A 21,373-nucleotide genomic window follows, 5' to 3' on the forward strand; every position below is an offset into this window, starting at 1 on the left:
GCGTAGTAACCATCAGATTGGCAGAGCCCTCCTAATCAACCGGGAACCCCTACACCCCGCTCAATTCCGAAGCGCCAGAAATGACGAGTATGCGCCTCGGTCGCCTGTCGGCGATCGTCGTAACCATGATGCTGCTGGCCGCCGCATGCGGCGGCGGTGCGAGCGACGGAGATCCTGCATCGATCCCACCCAATGACAATCCGGGAGAGACCCCGGGGGTTTCGGCCGCCTGCATCGAGGGCGAGCCCGACTGCAACGACACGCTCGTTGTGGGCGAGGAACCGCAGGATCTTCCGAACGAGGGCGAAGAGCCGGTGGTCGGCACCGGCGGGGGTGTCGTTTCCTCGGGCGGGATGCTGGTCGACGGTGGCCTGACGGTGTCCGAAGCGCTGACCACGGACGCCACCGGCACGATCGCGGTCAAAGGGTTTCTGGTGGAGGACGGGTCCGGTGCCCGGCTGTGCGAGGCACTGGCCGAGTCGTATCCGCCGCAATGTGGTGGCGCCTCGATCCCTGTGGTCGGCTACGAAGAGGTTCTCAGCGCTCCGCTCAACACCGCGGAGGGAGTCAGCTGGACCGACGACAACGTGTCACTACTCGGCGAGGTCATCGACGGCACACTCGTGGTCAATGCGGCGGTGTCGGGGTAGTAGATCACTCCTCGCCGACGATGAGGCGGGCGCTCCGCCCGTAGGTGAGATACGACTTGGCCCACTCAAACAGCACGACGGCGCGGTTCCGGAAACCGATGAGGAACACGAGGTGGATGAAGAGCCAGGCGAGCCACGCCGGGTACCCAGACAAACTGAATCCGTGGATCTCGGCGATGGCGGCGCGGCGACCCAGCGTCGCCATCGTCCCGCGATCGATGTAGCGGAATGCGGGCGCCGGGCGGCCGTCCAAGCGGGCCTTGATCGCCCCGGCCGCGTGGCGACCCATCTGGATGGCAGCCGGCGCGACCCCGGCAATCGGTCGGCCATCTTGCTCCACTCTGACCAGGTCCCCGATGACGAACACGTGCGGGTGGCCGGGAATCGATAGGTCATCCGTCACAAAAACCCGGCCCATCTCATCGACAGGCACTCCCAAATCTGCACCGAGGGGTGACGCCTCGACGCCAGCGGCCCATAGAACAGTGGCCGCCTCGATGCGCCGATCGCCGATCGACACCCCCTGCTCGTCGACGGCGGTTACCCGGCTTCCGGTCAGGACCTCAACGCCGAGTCGTTCCAGTTGGGTGCGCGCTTTGCGGGACAAAGCCGGACGATACGACGACAGGATGCGGTCGGCTCCTTCAACGAGCAGCACTCTGGCCAGACGAGGATCAATCCGGCGGAACTCACCCAGGAGCGTATGGCGCGAGATCTCGGCGATTGCACCCGCCAACTCGGCCCCGGTCGGCCCGCCGCCGATGATCACAAAGGTCAGCAGGGCGGAGCGCCGCCTTTGGTCGGATTCGACCTCAGCCTGCTCGAAAGCGCGCAGCAGTTTGGTACGGACGGCTAGGGCGTCGTCGACGCTCTTGAGCCCCGGAGCGTGGGCTGCCCACTGGTCGTGTCCGAAGTAGCCGTCTCGGACGCCTGTGGCCAAGATGAGGAAGTCGAAAGGCAGGCCGTTTTGCCCCGCTACGTTCACGATCCGCCCGGCGAGATCGATGCCGGTGACCTCGCCCATCAGCACGGTGGCGTTGTGCTGCTTGCGCAGCACGCGACGGATCGGTTCGGCGATATCGATGGCGCTGAGCCCGGCCGTGGCGACTTGATAAAGGAGCGGCTGGAAGGTGTGGTGATTGCGGCGATCGATGAGCACCACTTCGACGGGAGCGCTCTCCAATGCCTTGGCTGCATTGAGACCGCCGAAACCGCCACCGACGATGACGACCCGCGGTGTCTTCATGCGACCGAGCGTACTTGATGCCGCTCGATAGTTCCCTTGGGGGCCCAGGCGTTGCGGGTCCCGATGGCCTGTCGCGAGCTGCTCAACTGCCGGTTTCTGTGTCCGTACCGAACACAACCCGCGGGCCACCAGGCCCGGCGGCGTAGTAGAGGTCGAATCCTTCCGCTTCGGAGGTCGTGACGGCGCACGTCAGGATCTGCTTGTGGAATCGTTCGAGCAGCCCCGTTTCGGCGAACGCGTCGGCTCGCGCTTTGTTTTCGAACCGAGTGATGACCAGAGCTTCCGACGGTTCGACCCTCGAGAGGTAGACCGCGTGGTGCTCGGGAGCCTCCGCCAGGCCCATTGCCGCCTCTTCCCACTGTTGAACATCCCGGAGGAACGCCTCCATCTTTCCGGGTTGCACCCGGCAACGCGTGGTGAGGATGTAGTGCATGGTTCGAACCTAGCGATCCGCGGCACCGCCGGCGGAGCGTTGCCGTCCCTCAGATGCCGTGGACCGGACCCGGTCCCAGGCCAAGCTTGGCGTGCATCTGGCCCATGCACCGGTCCATGATCACCATCAGGCCGGCCTCGGTGGCTAGGGCGGCGGCTTCCTCCGACACGATCCCAAGCTGCAACCAGAGCACGTGCGCGCCGATTGCGATTGCGTTGCGGGCTATGTCGGGCGCCGACTCCGGTGGACGGAACACATCCACCACATCGATCGGCTCGTCGATGTCCAGCAAACCGGCGTACGATTTCTCGCCGAACAACCGGGGATGGAACGGGTTGACCGGGATGATCCGGTACCCCTGCTCCTGAAGGTAAGCGGGAACGTTGTGAGCAGCCCGGGTCGGGTCATTGGAGGCGCCGACGACCGCGATCGTTTTCGCTTCCGCGTAGATGCGGCGAATCTCGTCGAGTGTTGCCGGAGTCCCCATGTCGATAGGGAGCCTACCTCGGCTAGGGTCGAAGTCATGACCTCACCAGAGACCCCCAAAGAAGAAACCGTCATCGCCTTGACCCCGCCGCAGCTGATTGTGGTGTCATTGGTGATTCTGGCGGCCATCGTCCTGGGCAGGCGTCTCCGCAGGAAGGCGTGACCGCGAACGTGTCTGCGCTGCCCCGCGGCTAGTCCCAATCTGATGTGAGGTCGCGGAGCTTCTGCACCGTGACACGAACCGTCGAACGGCCCCGCTCGAGTCCGACGGCCGCTCCGATTAGCGCCACACCGAGCACGATCACCGTTGCCCAGAGGGCAGGGCCACGGAACTGCGGGATGACCCTGGCCAGGGGAACTACCACTAGCAGCAGCGCTCCGGTGACTACACCCCCCGACCCGATGACGAGCCGCCGGCGGATACGAATGAGCAAACCCCAGCCGGCCAGCAACGTTCCCAACAGCATCACCAGGAGCCCGTACGCAACCGAAATCTGAACCGTTTGCACCAGGGATGGGCCGAGGATGAGTAAGGCGGCCAGGGCGTCGAGATAAACGAGGATCGTCCCGGTCGGGCTGACCGTTCCGGCCCGGCGGCGAGTGAGGTCGCTGGTGACGGTCACTGCCAGACCGACCGGGACTGCAAACCACTGCGGGTTCCCGTCGGCCGCCTCCAATGCGAACAGCACCCAGGCGGCGGTGAACGACCAGACGGACCCTCCCAGGGCCACCGGTGAGGGCAACACCAGTCCGGCACCCAGCAGCTTGATCCCGACAGCGACGAGGACAACGATCAACGCCCAGGTTTCCGGGAGCAGCGTCAACCCGGTGATTCCGGCCACCAGATCGGCGCCCGCTGAAGCGAACAGCACCGGGCGACCCCACACCGACTCCCGGTTTGCCTTCAACCAGCCGCCGGCCAGTGCCAAGACCAGGCCGACTGCTGCCACCACTGCGACGGAGACCCCGGGGTTGGGTTGGCGGGCGTAGATAAGTGCAACTCCGCTGCCGAGTGCCGGGATCACCGTGACGTCTCGCAACCACGGCAGTTGGAGTGGGGAGGCTGCCAGGCCCAGTCCGATCGCCCACAAAGCCAATCCGGCTGCCAGCCCAGATCCAGTCTGAAGTCGATCGCCTGCCCCGCCGGTTGCTATTGCGGCCATTTCGCCGACGAGAGCTACCACCGCCCAGGGAGCCGTCACCCGGGCGAACGACGGTCGGGCACGAACCACCAACGCAAGAGCAAGAGCGAGACACCCGGCCCCGACGGCGGTGGCCGCGATCGCCGGGTCCGGCCACCACTCTTGCCAGGTGATCGCGGCCGCCCATCCCGATAGACCGAAGACGGCTGCGGCGCTATTCAGGCGGCTCGCTATCGGTTCATCGGAGAACATTGCCAGCGACGCCGACGCCGCCGACAGGGCGAGCAGCGCCAGGGTGAGCCATCCGTCTCCCGCTACCCAGGCCGCACCAATGAAGAGAGTGGCGGCACCAAACGTCCAGATCCAGCGGCGTAGCCCGACGGCGACGGTCGTTGCGAGAACGCCGAACGCCGCCCAGGTGAGCGGGATGTCGTCGAACCACACGGCGGCGGCGATGGCGGCGGCTGCCGCCCCGTGGGCGACGACGAACGGAGGGAGATCCCATCGCTTCCACCATGCAACGCCGGAAAGGAATCGGGTCAGGCCGGCTGCAGAGGCACACAACAAACCTGCCCACACCGCGGCCGGCCACACCCGGTCACCCGTCAGCCAATCCAACTCGTATGCCCCCGACCAGACCCCGGCAGTCAGCAGTGCCCATCCGAGACCGGAGAGGGCGCCCATCGCCGCCAGGGCGGAAGCCGCGCCGGCTACGAGCGCAGCCCCGATAATCCAGGGCCACATCACGTCCGGCGGTCGAACCAGTTCCACGCCGGTTCCGATCAGGGCACCCACAGCCCCCAGCGAGACGGCCGGAAGGACGTCGAGGCGGTCGATCAACTTGCGGTCACTGCCATAGGGTGCTTGTTGCCGGCGAACGGTGAGTGCCGCCAGCACCATCACCGAGCCCCAGATGAGCAAAACCCGGTGAAGGTCGGCGTCCGCCACCCCGGAATGGCGGGCGACCGACAAGGCCAGCCCACCGGTGGCCGCCCAGCCCGTCCAGGTCATCAGCGGGTGACGCAGGTTCGTTTCGATGGCGACGATCGTGGCGGCCAGGAGGCTAAGCGTGATCATCTCGGGGAGCCGCGATCCGAGCGCCGCGCTCGCGCCGAGGACACTCCAGACAAACGCAGACCAGGCCACAATGGGTCCCAGATGCGGGCGGTCTCCCAGCAGACGAGACCCGGCCGCCGCAGTCAATCCCCAACCGGCGGCCACCACCGCCACCCACCGGGCACTGTCCTCTACCGATGCAGAGAGAATGGAGATGAACCACATCGGTATGAGCGACGCCGCCACCAGAGTGAGCCCGGCACCGACCGAGCTGCGCTCGACGCCGACGACCCGGGACAGCAGTCCGAACAACCGGCCTTCGGCTGATCGCTCCCCGACGACGATCGACCACACCGCGCCGCCGGTGATAGCGCCCAGCACGGCCACCAGCCACCAGCCGTCGGTGCGCCAGCCGAGTGCTGCCACTCCGGCCAGGTGTCCGATCGCTCCGATGTGGCCCGAACTGCGGACCGTCGAGCTCCAACCGACTGCGGCAACGCCGCCGATCGCCAGAACAACGGGCGCCCAGCGCGGATCGATCGCGAATGCCCAGACGATCTGAACTGCAGCCCACGCGACCGCCGCCGAGGGCGCCCAGATCCCGAATCCCGGACCACGCCCGATCAGGAGGAAGACGGCCGCCGCGCCCAGAGACATGGCGATGAGGACCGCCGGATGGGCGTTGTCGATGGCGGATCCGATCAGCAGCAGGGTCGCCGCACCGAGCATCCACAATGTCAGGTAGGTGTCGTCGGAGCGCGCGCTTCGGACCAGTAGCGCTACCAGCAAGACGAAGCCCGTCACGATCGGCCATCCGATGTCCGGGCCGGCCCAGTCATTCAGCGCACCCACGGCCAGGAGAGGCAAGACGGCGCCGGCAGACTGCAACACCGGTCGCAGTCCAGCGGCGAGGGGTCGGATCCGGCGATAGTGGGCCCAACCTGCTCCGGCGACGGTCGCGGTCAGGAGCCATTGCTCGGCCGATGCCAGCATGGCGACTACGTATACGGCGAGGGCGGCGAGGGTCGATTCGGAAGAGACACCACGGTGAGTCCACAATTCGACTGCTCCCAGCGCCCCGAGCGCGGTGACTGCCCCAACCGGGGATGGGTCCCAGGTCTGTGCGATGGCGATTGCTCCGGCTGCCCCCACCGCCAGTTGCCATGCCCACGGCCAGGGGATGGTGTGGCGGCGCAGATCTACGACCAGCACCACAGCCGCCGCCGCGACCAGCATCGGGACGGGCGGCCAGTCCGAGGTAGCCGCGAACAGCAGCGTCAGTCCGAAACCGCCCGCTCCACCGGCGACCGCAACCGCGCTCGCAGCCTGGCCAATTGGGTTGTCTGTGAAGCGGCCGGCCACCAGTGTCGTGGCCGCCACCGCCACCGTCACCGCCGCGAACTGGGCAGCGGAGGTGCCCCTTTCGAAGGCGAGGCCGACGACCCCGGCCCCGGTCCACACCATCGGGGCCACGAGAAACCGGAGCGATGTACGGGGCGAGCGCGTCGCGAACCACGCGTAGCCCGAGGCGAGCAGGAGTGACACGATGGTGAGTGTGACCACCAGCGCCTCATCGCCCGGATCCGGGGGAATCGGAGCGCCGTCTGCGAATGCGGCGAACAGGACAACCGGGGTGAGGAGTCCCCCGAGCAATTCGAGAGCGCCCGCCACAAAGGGTGTCCGGGCCCTGCGGAGGAAGGCCGCGGACCCGAACAGGGCAAGCGGGATCGTGACTTCGGCCACCGGCCGCAATGACGACCCGACGCCGCTGAAGGCGAAGATGACAAACCCGACCACTCCCACGAACACGAACAGAACGCCGAGATACGCCAGTCCGTGCACGGCGAGATCCGATCGCAGTGCCGCCCAGGCTCCGGAGATGGCGCCGACCCAGTCGGGGGTCGGTCGTGGCTCCTTCGGGACCGCCGCAGGAGCCGGAACGTCCGGGATCGCTTGTCCCGGGAGCGGCGGCATGATCGGTCGGGTCGGGAGAGGCGGAAGGATGGGCGGTTGTGTGGAAGCGGGCCCGTGATCGGGGGGTGGCGGGATCAGGTCCTCGAGTTGTGGCACCGGCATCTCGGCGCCCGATTCCCAGGAGCGATGGATGAGGAGCCGCTGGGCCGTTGCGTCGTCGATGACGCGGCGGGCGGCGGCGCGGCGGAGGAAGTCGGCGGCAGGGTCGCCGGCGCCGTGACTCGAACGCCGCTCCACGAGGAGCCATCCGACGACGCCACCCAGCACGACGGCGGCCGCGAGTGGAGCCCCGCTTCCGAATAGGCCGGCAGCAACCGCCCCGAGGAGAACGGCGAAGATTCGTTTTCCGGGCGAAGGTCCGGCGTCACGAGCGGGGGCAAGGCCGGCCGCGTTCGTAGCCAGGGCTGTTCCGCAGCGTGTGCAGCTTGCTGCGCCGTCCTCATCGAGCGTCGAACACACCGGACAGATGGTTTGCATTGCCGTCTTTCTTCGTCCCCCTCAGCCTAAGTCCGACGCAAGCAGCGGCCTATCAGGGATGGCCCCCAAAGGCGACTCGGGGACACCAGGGGGGTGAGGGGCTACTTCGTCCCGAACAGCCTTCGGAACAAACGGCTCAGCCATCCGGCGATGCTGGAGAGGAATAACGAGAGTCCTCGCACCTCCCTGGCCTGAACCGAGGCAGCCTCGGCTTCTGTGCCGGCTGCCAGCTTCGCCTCGAGGCATGCGACGAATTCATTGATGAGCCGGTTGGCCATCTCCTCCATTAGGCCGGTCCTACCGAATCGGGACGCCGCTCCCGAGAGGGTGATGTTGGCGTCGACGGCAACGACCGTCGCAGATTCGACGTCGCGCAGCCCGACCTCAACATTGACGCGGCCACGGCTTCCGCCCGTTCGGTCGACCCCGGAACCAGTCAATTGGATTTCCTTCGCAGCGTCGTCGTAGATAGCAGTCGCTTCGCCCTCAAAGGTCGGGTTCAGTGGCCCCAGCTTCACCGACACCAGGCCGGCGAAGACCCCGCCGCCCTTGTCCGCGGTGAGCTCCGCGCCCGGCATGCACTGTGCGACCGCGGGAACATCCTGAAACAGCGCCCAGACCTCCGGCAGCGGCCTACCGACCTGGAACTCTTGCGCGAACTTCATGGGGTTCCCTCCTTTAGGCCCTCGTGGATGCCGGCCCGGCGATCTCGCAGCGGACTGCCTGAGCGTCCTCGTGCCACTGCCTGCATCTCGGCCAGAATCGCCCAGGCGACCTGCTCCGGGCCTTCTGCACCGATGTCGAGTCCGGCCGGTGCGTACAGCCTGGCCGGCTCGGCAGACGGCATCACCACGCCGTCCCGCTGAAGGTCCGTGATGATGCGGTCGGTGCGCGCCCGCGGTCCGAGCATTCCGATGTAACGAACGGGCGATGCGATGAGACGGCGCAGGAACTCGACGTCCCGCAGGTAGTTGTGGGTCATCACGATGGCGTCGGTGCGACCGTCCAGCACGACGAGATCCGGGAGATCTTCGGCACGGCCGGCAATCAGCGCGGTCGCCTGAGGGAACCTGTTGTGTGTGAGATATGCACCGCGGTCATCGACCACCGTGACTCGCCAGCCCAGTTCGGATCCGTAGCGCACCAGCGGTATGGCGTCGTGCCCGGCGCCGCACACGATCAGCTGGGGAGCAGGAACCTGCACCTCGATGAACGCGCGCAAGCTATCGGTCACCAGCTCGGAGTGGCGGCCGGCCGCGAGTGCTGCCCGCCCAGACTCCCGGGCGGCCCGGTCGTGGTCTTCGTCGCCGAGGCTGCCCGAAGTCTGGCCGCCGGCCCGGACGAAGAGCCGGGAGCCGATCCCCGGGCCGTCGACGACGGTGACCGCTGCCAATCCATGGCTCGCCTCCCGGGTGGCCGCCAGTTCCTCTATGAGCGACGTTGCAGAAGCGGCCGGCTCCACCAGCACCTCCGTGACCCCGTTGCATCCCAACCCGAACCCCCAGACTTCGTCGTCGTCGGCACTGAGATCGTAGGTGACGAAACGTGCCCGTTGGGATTCGATCACCTCACCGACGATGCGCACGAGATCGGCATCGAGACAGCCGCCGCTGACGGTTCCAACCGAGGTCCCGTCGGCGCGCAGGAGTTGCTTCGCCCCCGGGAGACGGTAGGTCGAACCGGAGACGCCGACGACCGTTACCAGCGCCCATGATGGGTCGGGCGCCCCTCTGACCGCCGACAGAATCTGCGACAGCTCGCTCACGGTGGATCCCCTTCGCGGAACACCGGCATCCCGACTGGCTCGACAATTAGATCGCAATCTACCGGTCATGCGGCCTCGGTGCCTGTGTAGGGTCAGTACCAGTCAACTTCTCGAGGTGGCGCATGGAACCGCAGACACGCGTGTTCGGCACACACATTGGCCGCCTCGGCGGCCGGTCACTTCGGTCGGTACATGTGGTCGGCTCGAAACGCGCCCCTCCCTGATCCCTGTCTGACCCGACCAATTCGACATGAGGAGGGACCGTCTTGAGAGTCACAATCACCGTCAATGGAACGACCAGAGAAACCGAGGTTGAGCCGCGCACGCTGCTCGTGGACTACCTCCGCGATGACCTGGCCCTGAGCGGCACCAACATCGGCTGCGATACCAGCCAATGTGGGGCTTGTACCGTCCACCTCGATGGCCAGCCGGTCAAGTCCTGCACCATCCTGGCCGTGCAGGCCGATGGTTCGTCGGTCACCACCATCGAGGGCCTGTCCGGCAACGATGGGCTCCACCCGATGCAGGCTGCCTTCCGCGAGATGCACGGTCTCCAGTGCGGCTTCTGCACCTCCGGCATGATCATGGCCGCCGTGAAACTCGTCGAGGACGGCGGAGACCTGTCCGATCGTGGGATTCGGGAACGGCTCGAGGGCAACCTGTGCCGCTGCACGGGCTACGAGAACATCGTTCGCTCGATCCGGCACTACGCCCGCGAGGTGGAGTCTCATGCGCCGCTCGAAGGCGATGAGGCCAAGCCACACCACCGGACGTTGCTCGAAGCTGAGGAACTGGCGGCGAGGAGGCAATCATGACCGATCGACCATTTGGTGCTTCGCTGAAGCGGGTCGAGGATGCGCGCCTCATCACCGGCAACGGCCGCTACACCAACAACTTCACTCAACCAGGCATGGTGCACATGGCGGTTGTCAGGTCACCATACGCCCATGCCCGGATCCTGGCCATCGATGTCGCTGAGGCGCTCGGCATGCCCGGCGTGATCGGCGTCTATACCGGTCAACAGATGCGGGACGCTGGGTTCGGAGGGATCCCCTGTGCCTGGGTGGTGCCCGACTCGGACACGAAGACGCCCGAACATCCGCCTATCGCCGTCGACACGGTCCGCTACGTCGGTGACGCAGTCGCCATGGTCGTGGCCGAAACGGAGCGGCAGGCCCGGGATGCCACCTTTGCGGTCGATGTCGACTACGACGTCCTCGAGGCCGTCACCGACGGGCACGCCGCCACCGCCGACGGAGCGCCGAAACTCCACGACGACGTTGACAACAATGTCTGTTTCCACTGGACGGTGGCCGGTGGCGACATCGATGCTGCGTTTGCCGGGGCCGATGTGGTGGTCACCGACACGATCATCAACCAGCGTCTGATCCCAATGGCGATGGAGCCACGGGCCTCGCTGGCACGCTGGGACGTGGCGATGGAAGAGCTGACGCTGTGGGTCACGAGCCAGAATCCGCACATCGTCCGCTTCCTGTTGTCGCTCGATACCGGCATACCCGAACACAAGATCCGGGTGATCGCCCCCGACGTCGGAGGCGGGTTTGGTTCCAAGATCCCGCACTATCCGGAAGATTCGATGGTGATCTTCGCTTCCCAGCAGACGGGCCTCCCTGTCAAATGGCACGAGAGCCGCAGTGAGAACTTCCAGGCGACCAGCCACGGACGGGACCACTACCAGGAAGTGGAGATGGCAGCCACCGCCGATGGCAAGCTCCTCGGCCTCAGAGCCAAAGTGTGGGCGAACCTGGGTGCCTACCTGTCGACAGCCTCAACGGGCGTTCCAACCATCCTGCACGGGCTGATGCTGTCCGGTGCCTACACGCTTCCTGCCGTCCACGAGGACGTCTACGGCGTGTTCACGAACACGACCCCGGTCGATGCCTATCGTGGCGCCGGCCGCCCGGAGGCGACGCTGATGGTCGAGCGGCTGATGGATCTCGTTGCCCATGAGATCGGGATGGACCCGGCCGAGTTGCGGCGCAAGAACCTCATTCCCCCGTTCACCGAGGGACACGAGGTGATCACCGGCCTCGTCTACGACACCGGTAACTACGAACCGGCCCTCGACCAGGCCATGCAGATGGTCGACTACCCGGCCCTGCGGGCTCAGCAGGCGCAACTGCGCAAGGAGGGCAGATACATCGGCATCGGCATTGTCACGTACACCGAGATCTGCGGGCTCGGCCCCTCCGAGGTAGCCGGTGCGGTCGGCTTCGGCGGCGGGTTATGGGAGAGCGCTATCGTCCGGTTCCACCCGTCCGGCAAGGTCAACGTGATGATCGGCGTCAACCCGCACGGCCAGGGAGAAGAAACCACTTTCGCTCAGATCGTGGCCGACCAGCTCGGGTTGCCGGTCGGCGACGTTGTCATCGTGTACGGCGATACCGACCAAACGCCGATGGGCTGGGGAACGTACGGCAGCCGCACGACGCCGGTAGCCAGCGGAGCCATCATGGGTGCGATCACGAAGATCAAGGAGAAGGGAGTCAAGATCGCGGCCCATCTTCTCGAAGCGTCGACGGAGGACATCGAATTCGCAGATGGCAAGTTCTCGGTCAAGGGGTCGCGGGACAAGTCGATGACCATTCAGGACATCGCACTGGCGGCCAACACGGCCTGGGACATGCCGGAAGGGGTTGAGCCGGGGCTCGAGGCTTCAGCGTTCTTCAATCCGTCGAACTTCGTCTACCCGTTCGGGACGCACATCGCGGTGGTGGAGGTCGATCCGGAGACCGGGGAGATCGAACTGCAGCGGTACGCGGCGGTCGACGACTGCGGACCGATTATCAACCCGATGATCGTCGAAGGCCAGATCCATGGAGGGATCGTTCAGGGCGTGGCGCAAGTCCTGTGGGAGGGGGCAGGTTACGACGAGGACGGGAATCTCGTCACCGGCTCCCTAATGGACTACGCCATTCCCAAGGCCAGTTTCTTCCCGCCGTTTGAACTCGGTAAGACCGAAACGCCGACGCCGGTCAACCCGCTCGGAGTGAAAGGTGTCGGGGAAACGGGAACGATCGGCTCGACGCCGACCGTCTACAACGCCGTGATCGATGCGCTCCTCCCGCTGGGTGTGAACAAGGTCGACATGCCGATGACCCCGGAGCGGGTCTGGCGGGCAATACGCGACGCGGAGGGAGGTCTCTGATGCATCCCGCACCTTTTGACTATCAGCGACCGGTCACCCTGGACGAGGCGTTCAGTCTCCTCGGCGCAGAGGGCGCTCGCCCCCTGGCGGGCGGCCACAGTCTCCTTCCGGCGATGAAGTTGCGGGTCAGCAACCCGGCAACACTGGTCGACATCAGCCGGATCCCCGGTCTGGATGCCATCGAGCAGAACGGCGGCGGCCTGACCATCGGCGCGCTCGCCACCCATGAAGTGGTGGCCGCCTCGACGGTGGTCGCCACTCATTGCCGGATTCTCGCCGAGACGGCCGCCCACATCGGCGATGCGCAGGTGCGAGCGCGCGGCACGATGGGGGGCAGCATTGCCCACGCCGACCCGGCCGCCGACTATCCCACGACGCTGCTGGCGTTGGGGGCGACGGTCAACACGGCTTCAGTGGCCGGTACCAGACAGGTCGCGATTGGTGACTTCTTCGTCGACATCTTCACTACGGCTCTCGAGCTCGGTGAGCTGATCACGTCGGTTACCATCCCGTCCTTGCCGGCCGGAACCGGCGGTGTCTACCTCAAGCACCGTCATCCCGCTTCGAGCTATGCCGTGGTTGGTATTGCCGCCATCGTGATGATGGAGGGCGGTTCGATCACCGGTGCGCGTCTCGCCGTCGGGGGAGTGGCGGGCAAGCCTGTTGCCGTCGACGTGTCCGCCTTGACCGGTCAGGCACCGTCACCCGAGGTGTTCGCATCAGCCGCCGGCGCGGTAGCCGGGGCACTCGGCAACCCGATCGGAGACCTCTACGCCTCCGGGGAGTATCGGGTCCACCTGGCCGGCGTCCTGGCCCGACGAGCACTGGCAGCCGCAGCCGAGCGTACCGCCGGTTGAGTCGACATACCCGGAGTGGGTCGGCACGCCCCCTCCCACTCCGGGTACGCTCCGAACCGTGATCCCTTCATCAGTCGATCAGGTCAGCGAGGCATTTACTTCTCGTGACTACATCGCCGATCGCAGCCTGGCGGTGACGGTGCACCTCGCGCTGGAGCTTGGACGTCCGCTGTTCCTCGAAGGCGAAGCGGGCGTCGGCAAGACAGAGGTCGCCAAGGTCCTGGCCGCCGTGCTCGATGAACCCCTCATCCGCCTCCAGTGCTACGAAGGTCTGGATGCCAACCATGCCCTTTACGAGTGGGATTATGCCCGCCAGATGCTGGCCATCCGTTTGCTCGAGGTAAAGGGGGAGGGGGCCAAGGCGGACGTAGCCGACATCATGAGCCGGGAATACCTGGTGGCGAGACCACTCTTGCAGGCAGTCGAAGCGGCCGCCACGGGCAGGCGACCGGTGCTGCTGATCGACGAGCTCGATCGGGCCGATGAGGAGTTCGAGGCCTATCTGCTCGAGTTCCTCTCCGACTTCCAGGTGACCATTCCTGAGATCGGCACCATCCGGGCTGCAACGGCGCCGGTGGTCGTGGTGACCTCTAACCGGACACGGGAGATTCACGACGCTCTCAAACGCCGGTGCATCTACCACTGGATCGACTACCCGACCTTCGAGCGCGAGACTGCGATCGTCCATCGCAAGATCCCGGGTATCAGCGCGGAACTGGCCGCTGAGTTGGCCCGGGCGATGGAACGGCTCCGCACCATGGACCTGTTCAAACCGCCCGGGGTTGCGGAGACGCTCGACTGGGCGGCATCACTCGCCGTGCTCGGGTCGGCCCGTCTTTCTCCAGAAGTCGCCGACTCCACGCTGGGTGTCATTCTCAAGTACCAGGAGGACATCGAACGGGTGCGGACGACGGGCGTCGAGAGGTTGCTCACGGCCGGATGAACGCCTCGCCCCCCACCGAGCCGTTCACCGATAACCTCGTTCACTTCGCCCGGTACCTCCGTACCCGAGGCTTGCCCGTCACGTCCGAGACGGCCGCCGATCTCCTCCGAGCGGCCCTGATCGTCGGACTCGACAACCCGGAGGACGCCTTTCATGCCCTGCGGGCCGTCACGATCACCCGCCCGGACCATCAGTTGGTCTTCAATGAAGCGTGGGAGCTGTTCTTCGGATCGGGCCGCTCTCCACGAGCCCCGAAACTAGACACGATCGAGTTCCAGACCTGGCGCCGAAACCCGACCCTGCGGGTGATCGCCCCGACCTCAGCTGAAGCGAGTGACGATGACGCGGCGGAGCCGAAGGAGGTGGCAGAGCAGATGGGCGGTTCCTACTCGGAACGGCTCGCCGGCAAGGATTTCACCGAGCTGACCCCGGAGGAGCAGGAAGAGGTCCGGCGGATCATGGCCCGCATGATCTGGCAGCCCGCCGAGACGCTGGGACGACGGTGGGAGCCGGCCCGGTCTGGATACAGGCCCGATCTGCGGCGCACCCTTCGGAACCTCGTAGGGAGCAAGGCCGATCTTCTGCCGCTCGCCTTCGTCGCGCCCCGCCCTCGCCGCCGTCCATTGCTGGTAGTTGCGGACGTGTCCGGCTCGATGGAGCGCTACGTCGAGATGCTCCTCTATTTCATCCACGCCGCCCGTGGGAAGCTGGGCCGTCTGGAGGCGTTCGTTTTCGCCACTCATCTGACCCGGATAACCCGACAAGTTCGGCACCGCGATCCGCGCATTGCCCTGTCACAGATCTCGGCGGCTGTGAACGACTGGTCGGGTGGAACGAGGATCGGGGAGTCGCTCGAAACCTTCAATCGGGAGTGGAGCCGCCGGGTGGTGCGGGGCGGGCCGATTGCGTTGATCATTTCGGACGGCTGGGACCGGGGTGACCCGGACGTGCTGCGGAAGCAGATGGGCATCTTCAGCCGGAGTGTGCACCGGGTGATCTGGCTCAACCCACTCGCCGGCCGGCCCGGATTCGCCCCGGAAACACGTGGCATGCAGGCCGCCCTGCCGTTCGTCGACGACTTCCTCCCCGCCGCAAACCTGCGCGATCTGCGAGAAGTGATCCGGACACTCGAGTCGGTGCCGGGCCACCGGCGTCCGCGCCCCGTCGGTGGCGACGCTCACGGTTCCCCTCCGTTTTCGCGCGGGATTCCCACCTCATAGGGGGAGATCCCCGCGCGAAAACGGGTTTTGTCCTGGTCAGTCTTGGGTGAGCAGGCTCTGGGCCACTTCGGCCACGTCGGCGCCAACCAGATCAGGCGCCGGGTATGCCGAGGCGAAATCCTGACCGGGTCGGTCGACGAACGCTCCCTTGTACCCGACGCGCATCGCCCCGGCGATGTCCCAGTCGTGGGCCGCAACCATCCACAACCGGGTCGGGCCGATACCGAGTTCGTCAGCCGCCATCTCGTAGGGAGCCGGGTGCGGTTTGAAGCGTCTGGTTGGATCCACCGACATGACCCGTTCAAAACGGTCGATCAGCCCGGCGTTGGTCAGTTGCGCCTCGGCCGTCGCCGGAGGTGAGTTGGTGAGCGCCACCAACCGGACTCCGCCGGTTCGCAGCAGATCGAGGGCGGCCGGGACCTCCGGATGGGCAGGGAGGTGAGTGATTTGTCCCACTACAGACGAGCGGGCCTCGTCATCGAGAACGACGCCGCGCCGGCCGGCGACGAGGTCCAAAGCTTCACCCGCCAGCACTTTGAAGTTCAGGTAGGAGTCGGTGAGTGTGACGACGAGCGCTAGCTGGATCAACTGCGCGAACCACTCGCGGCGCACCGGGCCTTCACCGAGGATCCGCTGCAGGGGGGCGTCGAGTACAGAGAGATCGAGCAGGGTTTCATTCACATCGAAAACGACAACTGGCGGCATCGGTGACTTCCCTTGCTGAGTGAATTGCCAACGCTACTTCGTCGAGTTGGGTCCCTCCCGAATATGTCGACGGGTAGCTTGGAAGCAATAGTCTGACGACGGATCGACCGGTGCAACAAGAAATCACCAAAGCCTCGCCGCTTCTCGCCGACGACGGGCGTCTGAGTCAGGTCGGATGGGCCAGGCAGCCGCTCCTCGACTGCAACCTCGAGCAGTCCCGGGTCTACCGGTTGCGCCCGTTGCAGCGACTCCGGATCAAACGCTGGGACTATTACGGCGTTACCTTTCCTGGTGGATACTTCTCGGCCACCATCGCCCACCTCGGGTATGCCGGACAGATCTTCATCTATCTCGTCGACTTCGCAGCTGCCACGTTTCGCGAGGCAACCATCACAATTCCTCTGGGGCGGGGTGTCGAACTCGCCCGCAACAGCGATCAGGGAACGAGCAGCTATCGCGGAAAGAAGGCGAAACTCGAGTTCGCTACCGACGGGGATACCCGGGCCGTGCACGTCGACTGGTCGGGGTTCGGTGGAGAGCGGCTCGTCGCCGACTTGTACTATCAGCAGCCCCCGGAATCGACCGTGGTGGCCATACCGATCGGCGAGCGGCGTTTCTACTACAACCGGAAGATCAACTGCATGCCGGTCAAGGGGGCGCTAACCGTCGGCAATACGGCGTACCCGATTGAACCAGACACCAGCTCCGGCAACCTCGACTGGGGGAGAGGAGTGTGGGACTACGACTCGTTCTGGGTGTGGGCCAGCGCCTCAGGGTTCCTCGACGATGGCCGCCGCATCGGATTGAACATGGGCTATGGGTTCGGGGATACCTCCGCCGCAACGGAGAACACCGTGCTGCTGGACGGTCGGACCCACAAGCTGGAGGGAGTCGACTTCGCATACGATGATCGGAACTTCATGCGGCCGTGGCGGATGCGCTCCGATCGCGTTGATCTCGAATTCACGCCGTTTCTCGATCGGTTCGCACACACCAACCTGCTCATCATCAGGTCGGGTGTACACCAGATGTTCGGACGCTACGCGGGGACCGTCGTGATCGACGGCGGCGAAGAGCTCCGAATTCGTGATCTCGTCGGCTGGGCCGAGGAGCACCACGCCCGCTGGTGAGCCGGGTCGGGTTCTACGGTGACCACATGTCGACGGTCAGCCCCACGATGACGGGAGAACCGTTCTCATAGTCGATCGACACGTACCAGGTGGTCCAGTCGAGTCCGCCGTAGTCGGGGTTGTCGCCGGAGTCGTGCACCCCGATGTAGTTGAACGATGCGAACTCCAGTGGGATGGCGAAGTCGGGCAGCCGGCTGTTGCCTGCCTCGATCGGGTCGTTCACCGTCGTGATGGTGTCCGGGTCGTCGTAGGCGGACAGGAAACTGTCGGCTACTGCCTCGGCGAAGGTACGGCCGGGGATCTGCTGGAACTCGGGGTCGTCCTGCGAAAGTGCGTTGGACGGCCACTTGTACGTCGTGGTGGACGTGAGGATCGACCCGAGTTCGTCCGAGGGGAATCGGATGGGTGCCGCGTTGTATGCGACGTAGAGCCCGCGGCTAGACGTCACGGCCCGAAGATCGCCGTCTGCGGCGATGATCCGGGCGAACTCGTCCAACAGCTGCGGGACCCTCACATCGTCTTCGAAATCGGCGGCGGTCACGACTGCGGCCAGGTACCGATCGTTGACCCAGAACCCACCGACCGGCGTTTCGATCTGCGCCCACACGGATGATCCGCTGATCTCCTCGGGCCCGGTCCGTTCGACGACAACACCCGGCAGCAGCATTCCGACAATTGGTGCCGCCACGGTCGGATCCTGACGGACGTTCAGCACGTCATCTGCCGCGACGAGGGTGACGCGGCCCAGCTTGGAGGCCGGAACACCGGTGGTGTCCGGCAGGTCGTTCTGTGTCCAGGGTGCGGCGGCGGTGGTGTCGGGCCCCGGCTCGATCGGGAGGATCGTGGCGTAGTCGTGACGACCAACCGGACTCTCGAGCAACACGCCCTCGCCGGAGAACACGGTTACCGGTTCTCCATCGAGCCGGAAGTTCACCCTGCCGATGGTTTCGAACTGGGTGAGCGTATAGACAACCTGGGCGAGTCTGCTGAGGATGTTGAACGAACCACCGCCGACCTCGAACTCGCGGGAAAGGTCGATCGTCGCCAGTCCGTCTTCGATCGTGAGACCGAGGAGGAGCGTGTCGGCGGGAACGGCGGTCGACAGCTCTGTGTCCTGTTCGGCCGGTGTCGGTCCTTCTATCAACGCACGGATCGCATTGGCAGCGACGTCCGGCGTTTCAACGGCACGAATCACCGACTTGGCCGAGAGGCCTTCTTTGATGAAGAACAACTCAACAAAAAGCTGATCGGAAGGCTCGCCCGGCTCATCGGAGGGCGGCTGGGTGGTCGGAACGGTGCCGGGCACCGTCGTATCGGAGGGAACGAAAGGGACCGAGCCGGCATCGCCGATGTTTCCGGCCCCGCAGCCGGCGGCGATCAGTGCCAGCACGCTGATGGTGACGATGATGCGCTTCATGGTGTGCTCCTGCTGTGTTGCTCTTGCTCGTCCTCAGGTTGCACGGTCGATTTCTCGGCACCGTCACCGGGGTGTAACGATTCGGTCACAGGCAGGCGCACCGCGAATACCAGTCCCTGCCGGCGTCCGGCCCGTACCGTCAGGTCTCCGCCCAGCCGCTCGGCATGCTGGCGGGCGATGGCGAGGCCAAGCCCGGATCCACCCCGGCGAGCCGAATCCGTCTTGAAGAACCGATCGAACAGATGCGGCATATCGCCAGCATCCACTCCGGGGCCTTCGTCGGCGACTTCGATCATGAGCTCACCCCCTTCGACGCCGGCCCTGACGGTGACGGGAGCATCCGGAGCATGACTGCGGGCATTGTCGAGCAGATTTCCGACGATGCGCTCCAGGGAGCGCCGGTCGGAGCGGATCGGCCCGATCGAACCGGTAATCACCAGCTCGGCAGCCGGATGCCGGTCCTCGATCACCGCATCCAGGAACCGCGGCAGATCGACGTCGGCCGTATCGGGTGCAGATGGGGCCGAATCGAGGCGGGACACTTCGAGGAGGTCCTCCACCAGAGTGCGAAGCCGGGCGACATCGCCCACCAGCATTGCTCCCACCCGCCTGTCGGTGTCCGGCAGGTCGTCGAGTCGGCTCTCCAACATGGCAGCTTCGTTGACGAGCGCGGTCAGTGGGGTTCGGAGCTCGTGGGAGACATCCGCCACGAACCGACGCTCGCGATCGTGGGCGCGAACGAGCGCACTGATCTGATCCTCGAGCGAAGCAGCCATCTGGTTGAAGGCGACGGCCAGGCGGCCGAGCTCGTCGTGGGTTTCGGCCGGGAGCCGGACGGTCAGGTCACCCTCCGCCATCAAACCGGCGGCTTGGCCGGCGATCGCCACCGGTCGGAGGACGCGCCGGGCAATCAACCCGGCGCCCAGAGCCCCGAGGACCAGAATCCCCGCACCGGCCAATGCCAGGACCCTGGCCAGCTGCGCCAGGGCATTATCAACCTCGGCGGCCGAGAAGAAGAAGAAGAAGTCGGGACCGGACGGTGGCCGGCTGCCGCCGACGACCAGCGTTGGATTTTCATCCACCGTCAGGAACTCATAGCCGAACGCGCCTCGTGCAACGATGCCGCGCAGTTCGGTGGAGAGAAGATCATCGGCGGCCAGGAGGCCGAGCGACGAGGCAAATACTTCGCCGTTGGGGAAGTCGACGATCACGCCACCGCTGCCGCGCAGCAGGAAACGATCGACGAGGCCGCTCTCCTCGAATGCTGCACGTCCGGCGTTGGCGGGAAGCTGGTCCCCGGTGGCCAGAACGGTGATATTGAATTCTGCCCTGGCAACGGCGTCATCGACGAGCTGGGCACGGAGCGAGGTGCGCACGAGGACGTATGACGCTACTGCGACGAATCCCGCCGTCACGGCGATGAGGGCGATCACCGTGGCAATCAACCGGGCCCGAAAGCTGCGGAACATCTCAGCGACTCGCCCGGTAGCCGACACCCCGCACTGTCTCGATCAGCACCCGGGACTCAGGGCCCGGTTCGATCTTCGCTCGCAGGCGTTGGATGGCAACATCGACCAGACGCGAGTCGCCGAGGTAGGAGTATCCCCACACCCGGTCGAGCAGCATCTCCCGGGTGAACACCTGACCGGGGCGGCGCACCAATTCGAGTAGCAGCCTAAATTCGGTGGGAGTGAGGCCGATCTCTTCATCGTCCACGGTGACCCGGTGTCCCAGCACATCGATGTGCAAAGGGCCGAGGGTGAGGCTTTCCGCCGGATCCGTGAGTTGCGCCCTGCGGAGGGCCGCCCGGATGCGCGCAACGAGGATCGGCATTTCGAACGGCTTTGTTACGTAGTCGTCCGCGCCCGATTCGAGCCCGACGACGACATCGATGGCGTCGCTGCGGGCCGTCAGCATCACCACCGGAACCGAGGACTCAGCCCGAATCGTCCGGCACACCTCCAGGCCATCGCGTTTGGGCAGCATGACATCCAGCACCACCAGATCCGGCTGATCGTGACGGAACCGGGCGAGCGCTTCATCACCGTCGACTGCGGTGTGAACGCTGAAGCCCGCATCGGTGAGCCCGAGTTTGGTGATCTCCCGGATCGACGGGTCGTCCTCAACAAGCAGAATCGTGGCGTCCACGCCCCTGAGTATGCCTGATACGGCGGTCCGCAGCAGTCTCTTCTCGTTTTCGCGCGGGGTTCCCACCTCATAGGGGAGGATCCCCGCGCGAAAACGGACTTGGAGAGTGTCTAGTAGAGCTTTGAGTAGTCGACCGTGTACCAGCGCTCCGGTCGCATCGAATACACCGTTTCGTCGGGGCTATGCGGGGTTGAATCGGTGTATGCGTCCCCACCCTTGATGCCGAGGTACCGTCGAGCCATGGGCCTTGTGTCAGATTCGCGGTCGGCCGGACGTGCGCCTGTGACCGTTCCCTCGACCGTCACGTATCGGTAGGGGGGCTCTTCAGTTTGTGCGCACAGGCTGAAGTTTCCGGCCTCCTTGAGGAGGAGGCCCTTCGTCGACTTCGACGAGGTGAGAATGATGACCTCGCCGCCCGGTTGGTAGTCGTACCAGATAGGCACCGTGAGCGGGGGAAGGCCCGTTCGGCCAATCGCGATGACGCCGACGTGAAGTCCCGCCAGGAACTCCTCGCGCTCATCTCTGGTCATTGATACTGCGCTCATCGACCCCTCC

Annotated in this window: 19 protein-coding genes; 8 read left to right on the plus strand and 11 right to left on the minus strand. The window is 65.6% G+C overall.

The features are described from left to right. Positions 1-80: 80 nt before the first annotated feature. Complete coding sequence (locus P1T08_14130) at positions 81-650, plus strand: hypothetical protein (protein ID MDF1597213.1); 570 nt, start codon at positions 81-83, stop codon at positions 648-650. A 4-nt stretch (positions 651-654) separates the two neighbouring features. Here the strand turns inward: P1T08_14130 and P1T08_14135 are convergent, their stop codons facing one another. The 3 genes from P1T08_14135 to P1T08_14145 all read right to left on the minus strand — a co-directional run bounded on the left by P1T08_14135 (position 655) and on the right by P1T08_14145 (position 2,816). Continuing rightward, on the minus strand, positions 655-1,896 hold the full coding sequence (locus tag P1T08_14135; protein ID MDF1597214.1) for an NAD(P)/FAD-dependent oxidoreductase: 1,242 nt from the start codon (positions 1,894-1,896) through the stop codon (positions 655-657). A gap of 82 nt (positions 1,897-1,978) precedes the next feature. Then, positions 1,979-2,329, minus strand: a complete 351-nt coding sequence (locus P1T08_14140; GenBank protein MDF1597215.1) for an antibiotic biosynthesis monooxygenase — start codon at positions 2,327-2,329, stop codon at positions 1,979-1,981. A gap of 49 nt (positions 2,330-2,378) precedes the next feature. Next, positions 2,379-2,816 (minus strand): CoA-binding protein, encoded by a 438-nt coding sequence (locus P1T08_14145; protein MDF1597216.1) that lies wholly within the window; start codon positions 2,814-2,816, stop codon positions 2,379-2,381. 36 nt (positions 2,817-2,852) lie between these two features. On the opposite strand from P1T08_14145, the gene P1T08_14150 reads away from it, so the two are divergent. Further along, positions 2,853-2,978 carry a hypothetical protein gene (locus P1T08_14150; GenBank protein ID MDF1597217.1) on the plus strand — a complete coding sequence of 42 codons (126 nt, stop codon included), beginning with the start codon at positions 2,853-2,855 and terminating at the stop codon, positions 2,976-2,978. Between the two features lie 28 nt (positions 2,979-3,006). Here the strand turns inward: P1T08_14150 and P1T08_14155 are convergent, their stop codons facing one another. The 3 genes from P1T08_14155 to P1T08_14165 form a co-directional block, all read right to left on the minus strand. Beyond that, on the minus strand, positions 3,007-7,464 hold the full coding sequence (locus tag P1T08_14155; protein ID MDF1597218.1) for a hypothetical protein: 4,458 nt from the start codon (positions 7,462-7,464) through the stop codon (positions 3,007-3,009). A gap of 101 nt (positions 7,465-7,565) precedes the next feature. Then, entirely contained in the window at positions 7,566-8,129 is a 564-nt protein-coding gene (locus P1T08_14160; protein MDF1597219.1) for an SRPBCC family protein, read from the minus strand. Next, on the minus strand, positions 8,126-9,229 hold the full coding sequence (locus tag P1T08_14165; GenBank protein MDF1597220.1) for an XdhC family protein: 1,104 nt from the start codon (positions 9,227-9,229) through the stop codon (positions 8,126-8,128). The genes P1T08_14160 and P1T08_14165 overlap by 4 nt, the downstream gene beginning before the upstream one ends. A 266-nt stretch (positions 9,230-9,495) precedes the next feature. On the opposite strand from P1T08_14165, the gene P1T08_14170 reads away from it, so the two are divergent. The 5 genes from P1T08_14170 to P1T08_14190 are packed head-to-tail and all read left to right on the plus strand — an operon-like array spanning position 9,496 to position 15,418. Beyond that, positions 9,496-10,044 (plus strand): (2Fe-2S)-binding protein, encoded by a 549-nt coding sequence (locus tag P1T08_14170; protein MDF1597221.1) that lies wholly within the window; start codon positions 9,496-9,498, stop codon positions 10,042-10,044. Then, entirely contained in the window at positions 10,041-12,398 is a 2,358-nt protein-coding gene (locus P1T08_14175) for a xanthine dehydrogenase family protein molybdopterin-binding subunit (protein ID MDF1597222.1), read from the plus strand. Before P1T08_14170 ends, P1T08_14175 begins: the two co-directional genes overlap by 4 nt. Then, on the plus strand, positions 12,398-13,255 hold the full coding sequence (locus tag P1T08_14180) for a xanthine dehydrogenase family protein subunit M (protein MDF1597223.1): 858 nt from the start codon (positions 12,398-12,400) through the stop codon (positions 13,253-13,255). Before P1T08_14175 ends, P1T08_14180 begins: the two co-directional genes overlap by 1 nt. A 58-nt stretch (positions 13,256-13,313) precedes the next feature. Next, the gene (locus P1T08_14185) at positions 13,314-14,198 is read left to right on the plus strand and encodes a MoxR family ATPase (protein ID MDF1597224.1); all 885 of its coding nucleotides are present in this window, start codon (positions 13,314-13,316) and stop codon (positions 14,196-14,198) included. Next, the gene (locus P1T08_14190; protein ID MDF1597225.1) at positions 14,195-15,418 is read left to right on the plus strand and encodes a VWA domain-containing protein; all 1,224 of its coding nucleotides are present in this window, start codon (positions 14,195-14,197) and stop codon (positions 15,416-15,418) included. Before P1T08_14185 ends, P1T08_14190 begins: the two co-directional genes overlap by 4 nt. A gap of 36 nt (positions 15,419-15,454) precedes the next feature. Here P1T08_14190 and P1T08_14195 read toward each other — a convergent pair whose 3' ends face one another. Beyond that, complete coding sequence (locus P1T08_14195) at positions 15,455-16,123, minus strand: haloacid dehalogenase type II (protein MDF1597226.1); 669 nt, start codon at positions 16,121-16,123, stop codon at positions 15,455-15,457. Between the two features lie 110 nt (positions 16,124-16,233). On the opposite strand from P1T08_14195, the gene P1T08_14200 reads away from it, so the two are divergent. Further along, the gene (locus P1T08_14200; protein MDF1597227.1) at positions 16,234-17,253 is read left to right on the plus strand and encodes a DUF2804 domain-containing protein; all 1,020 of its coding nucleotides are present in this window, start codon (positions 16,234-16,236) and stop codon (positions 17,251-17,253) included. Positions 17,254-17,266: 13 nt separating this feature from the next. On the opposite strand, the gene P1T08_14205 is transcribed toward P1T08_14200, so the two are convergent. The 4 genes from P1T08_14205 to P1T08_14220 form a co-directional block, all read right to left on the minus strand. Beyond that, positions 17,267-18,670 carry a GerMN domain-containing protein gene (locus tag P1T08_14205; protein ID MDF1597228.1) on the minus strand — a complete coding sequence of 468 codons (1,404 nt, stop codon included), beginning with the start codon at positions 18,668-18,670 and terminating at the stop codon, positions 17,267-17,269. Next, on the minus strand, positions 18,667-20,139 hold the full coding sequence (locus P1T08_14210) for a HAMP domain-containing sensor histidine kinase (GenBank protein ID MDF1597229.1): 1,473 nt from the start codon (positions 20,137-20,139) through the stop codon (positions 18,667-18,669). Before P1T08_14210 ends, P1T08_14205 begins: the two co-directional genes overlap by 4 nt. 1 nt (position 20,140) lies before the next feature. Next, positions 20,141-20,818 (minus strand): response regulator transcription factor, encoded by a 678-nt coding sequence (locus tag P1T08_14215; protein MDF1597230.1) that lies wholly within the window; start codon positions 20,816-20,818, stop codon positions 20,141-20,143. 110 nt (positions 20,819-20,928) lie between these two features. Beyond that, positions 20,929-21,348 carry a pyridoxamine 5'-phosphate oxidase gene (locus P1T08_14220; protein ID MDF1597231.1) on the minus strand — a complete coding sequence of 140 codons (420 nt, stop codon included), beginning with the start codon at positions 21,346-21,348 and terminating at the stop codon, positions 20,929-20,931. Between the last annotated feature and the right edge of the window lie 25 nt (positions 21,349-21,373).

The organism is Acidimicrobiia bacterium, from assembly GCA_029210695.1.
In the GTDB taxonomy this organism is placed as follows: Bacteria; Actinomycetota; Acidimicrobiia; order Spongiisociales; family JAHEDJ01; genus JAHEDJ01.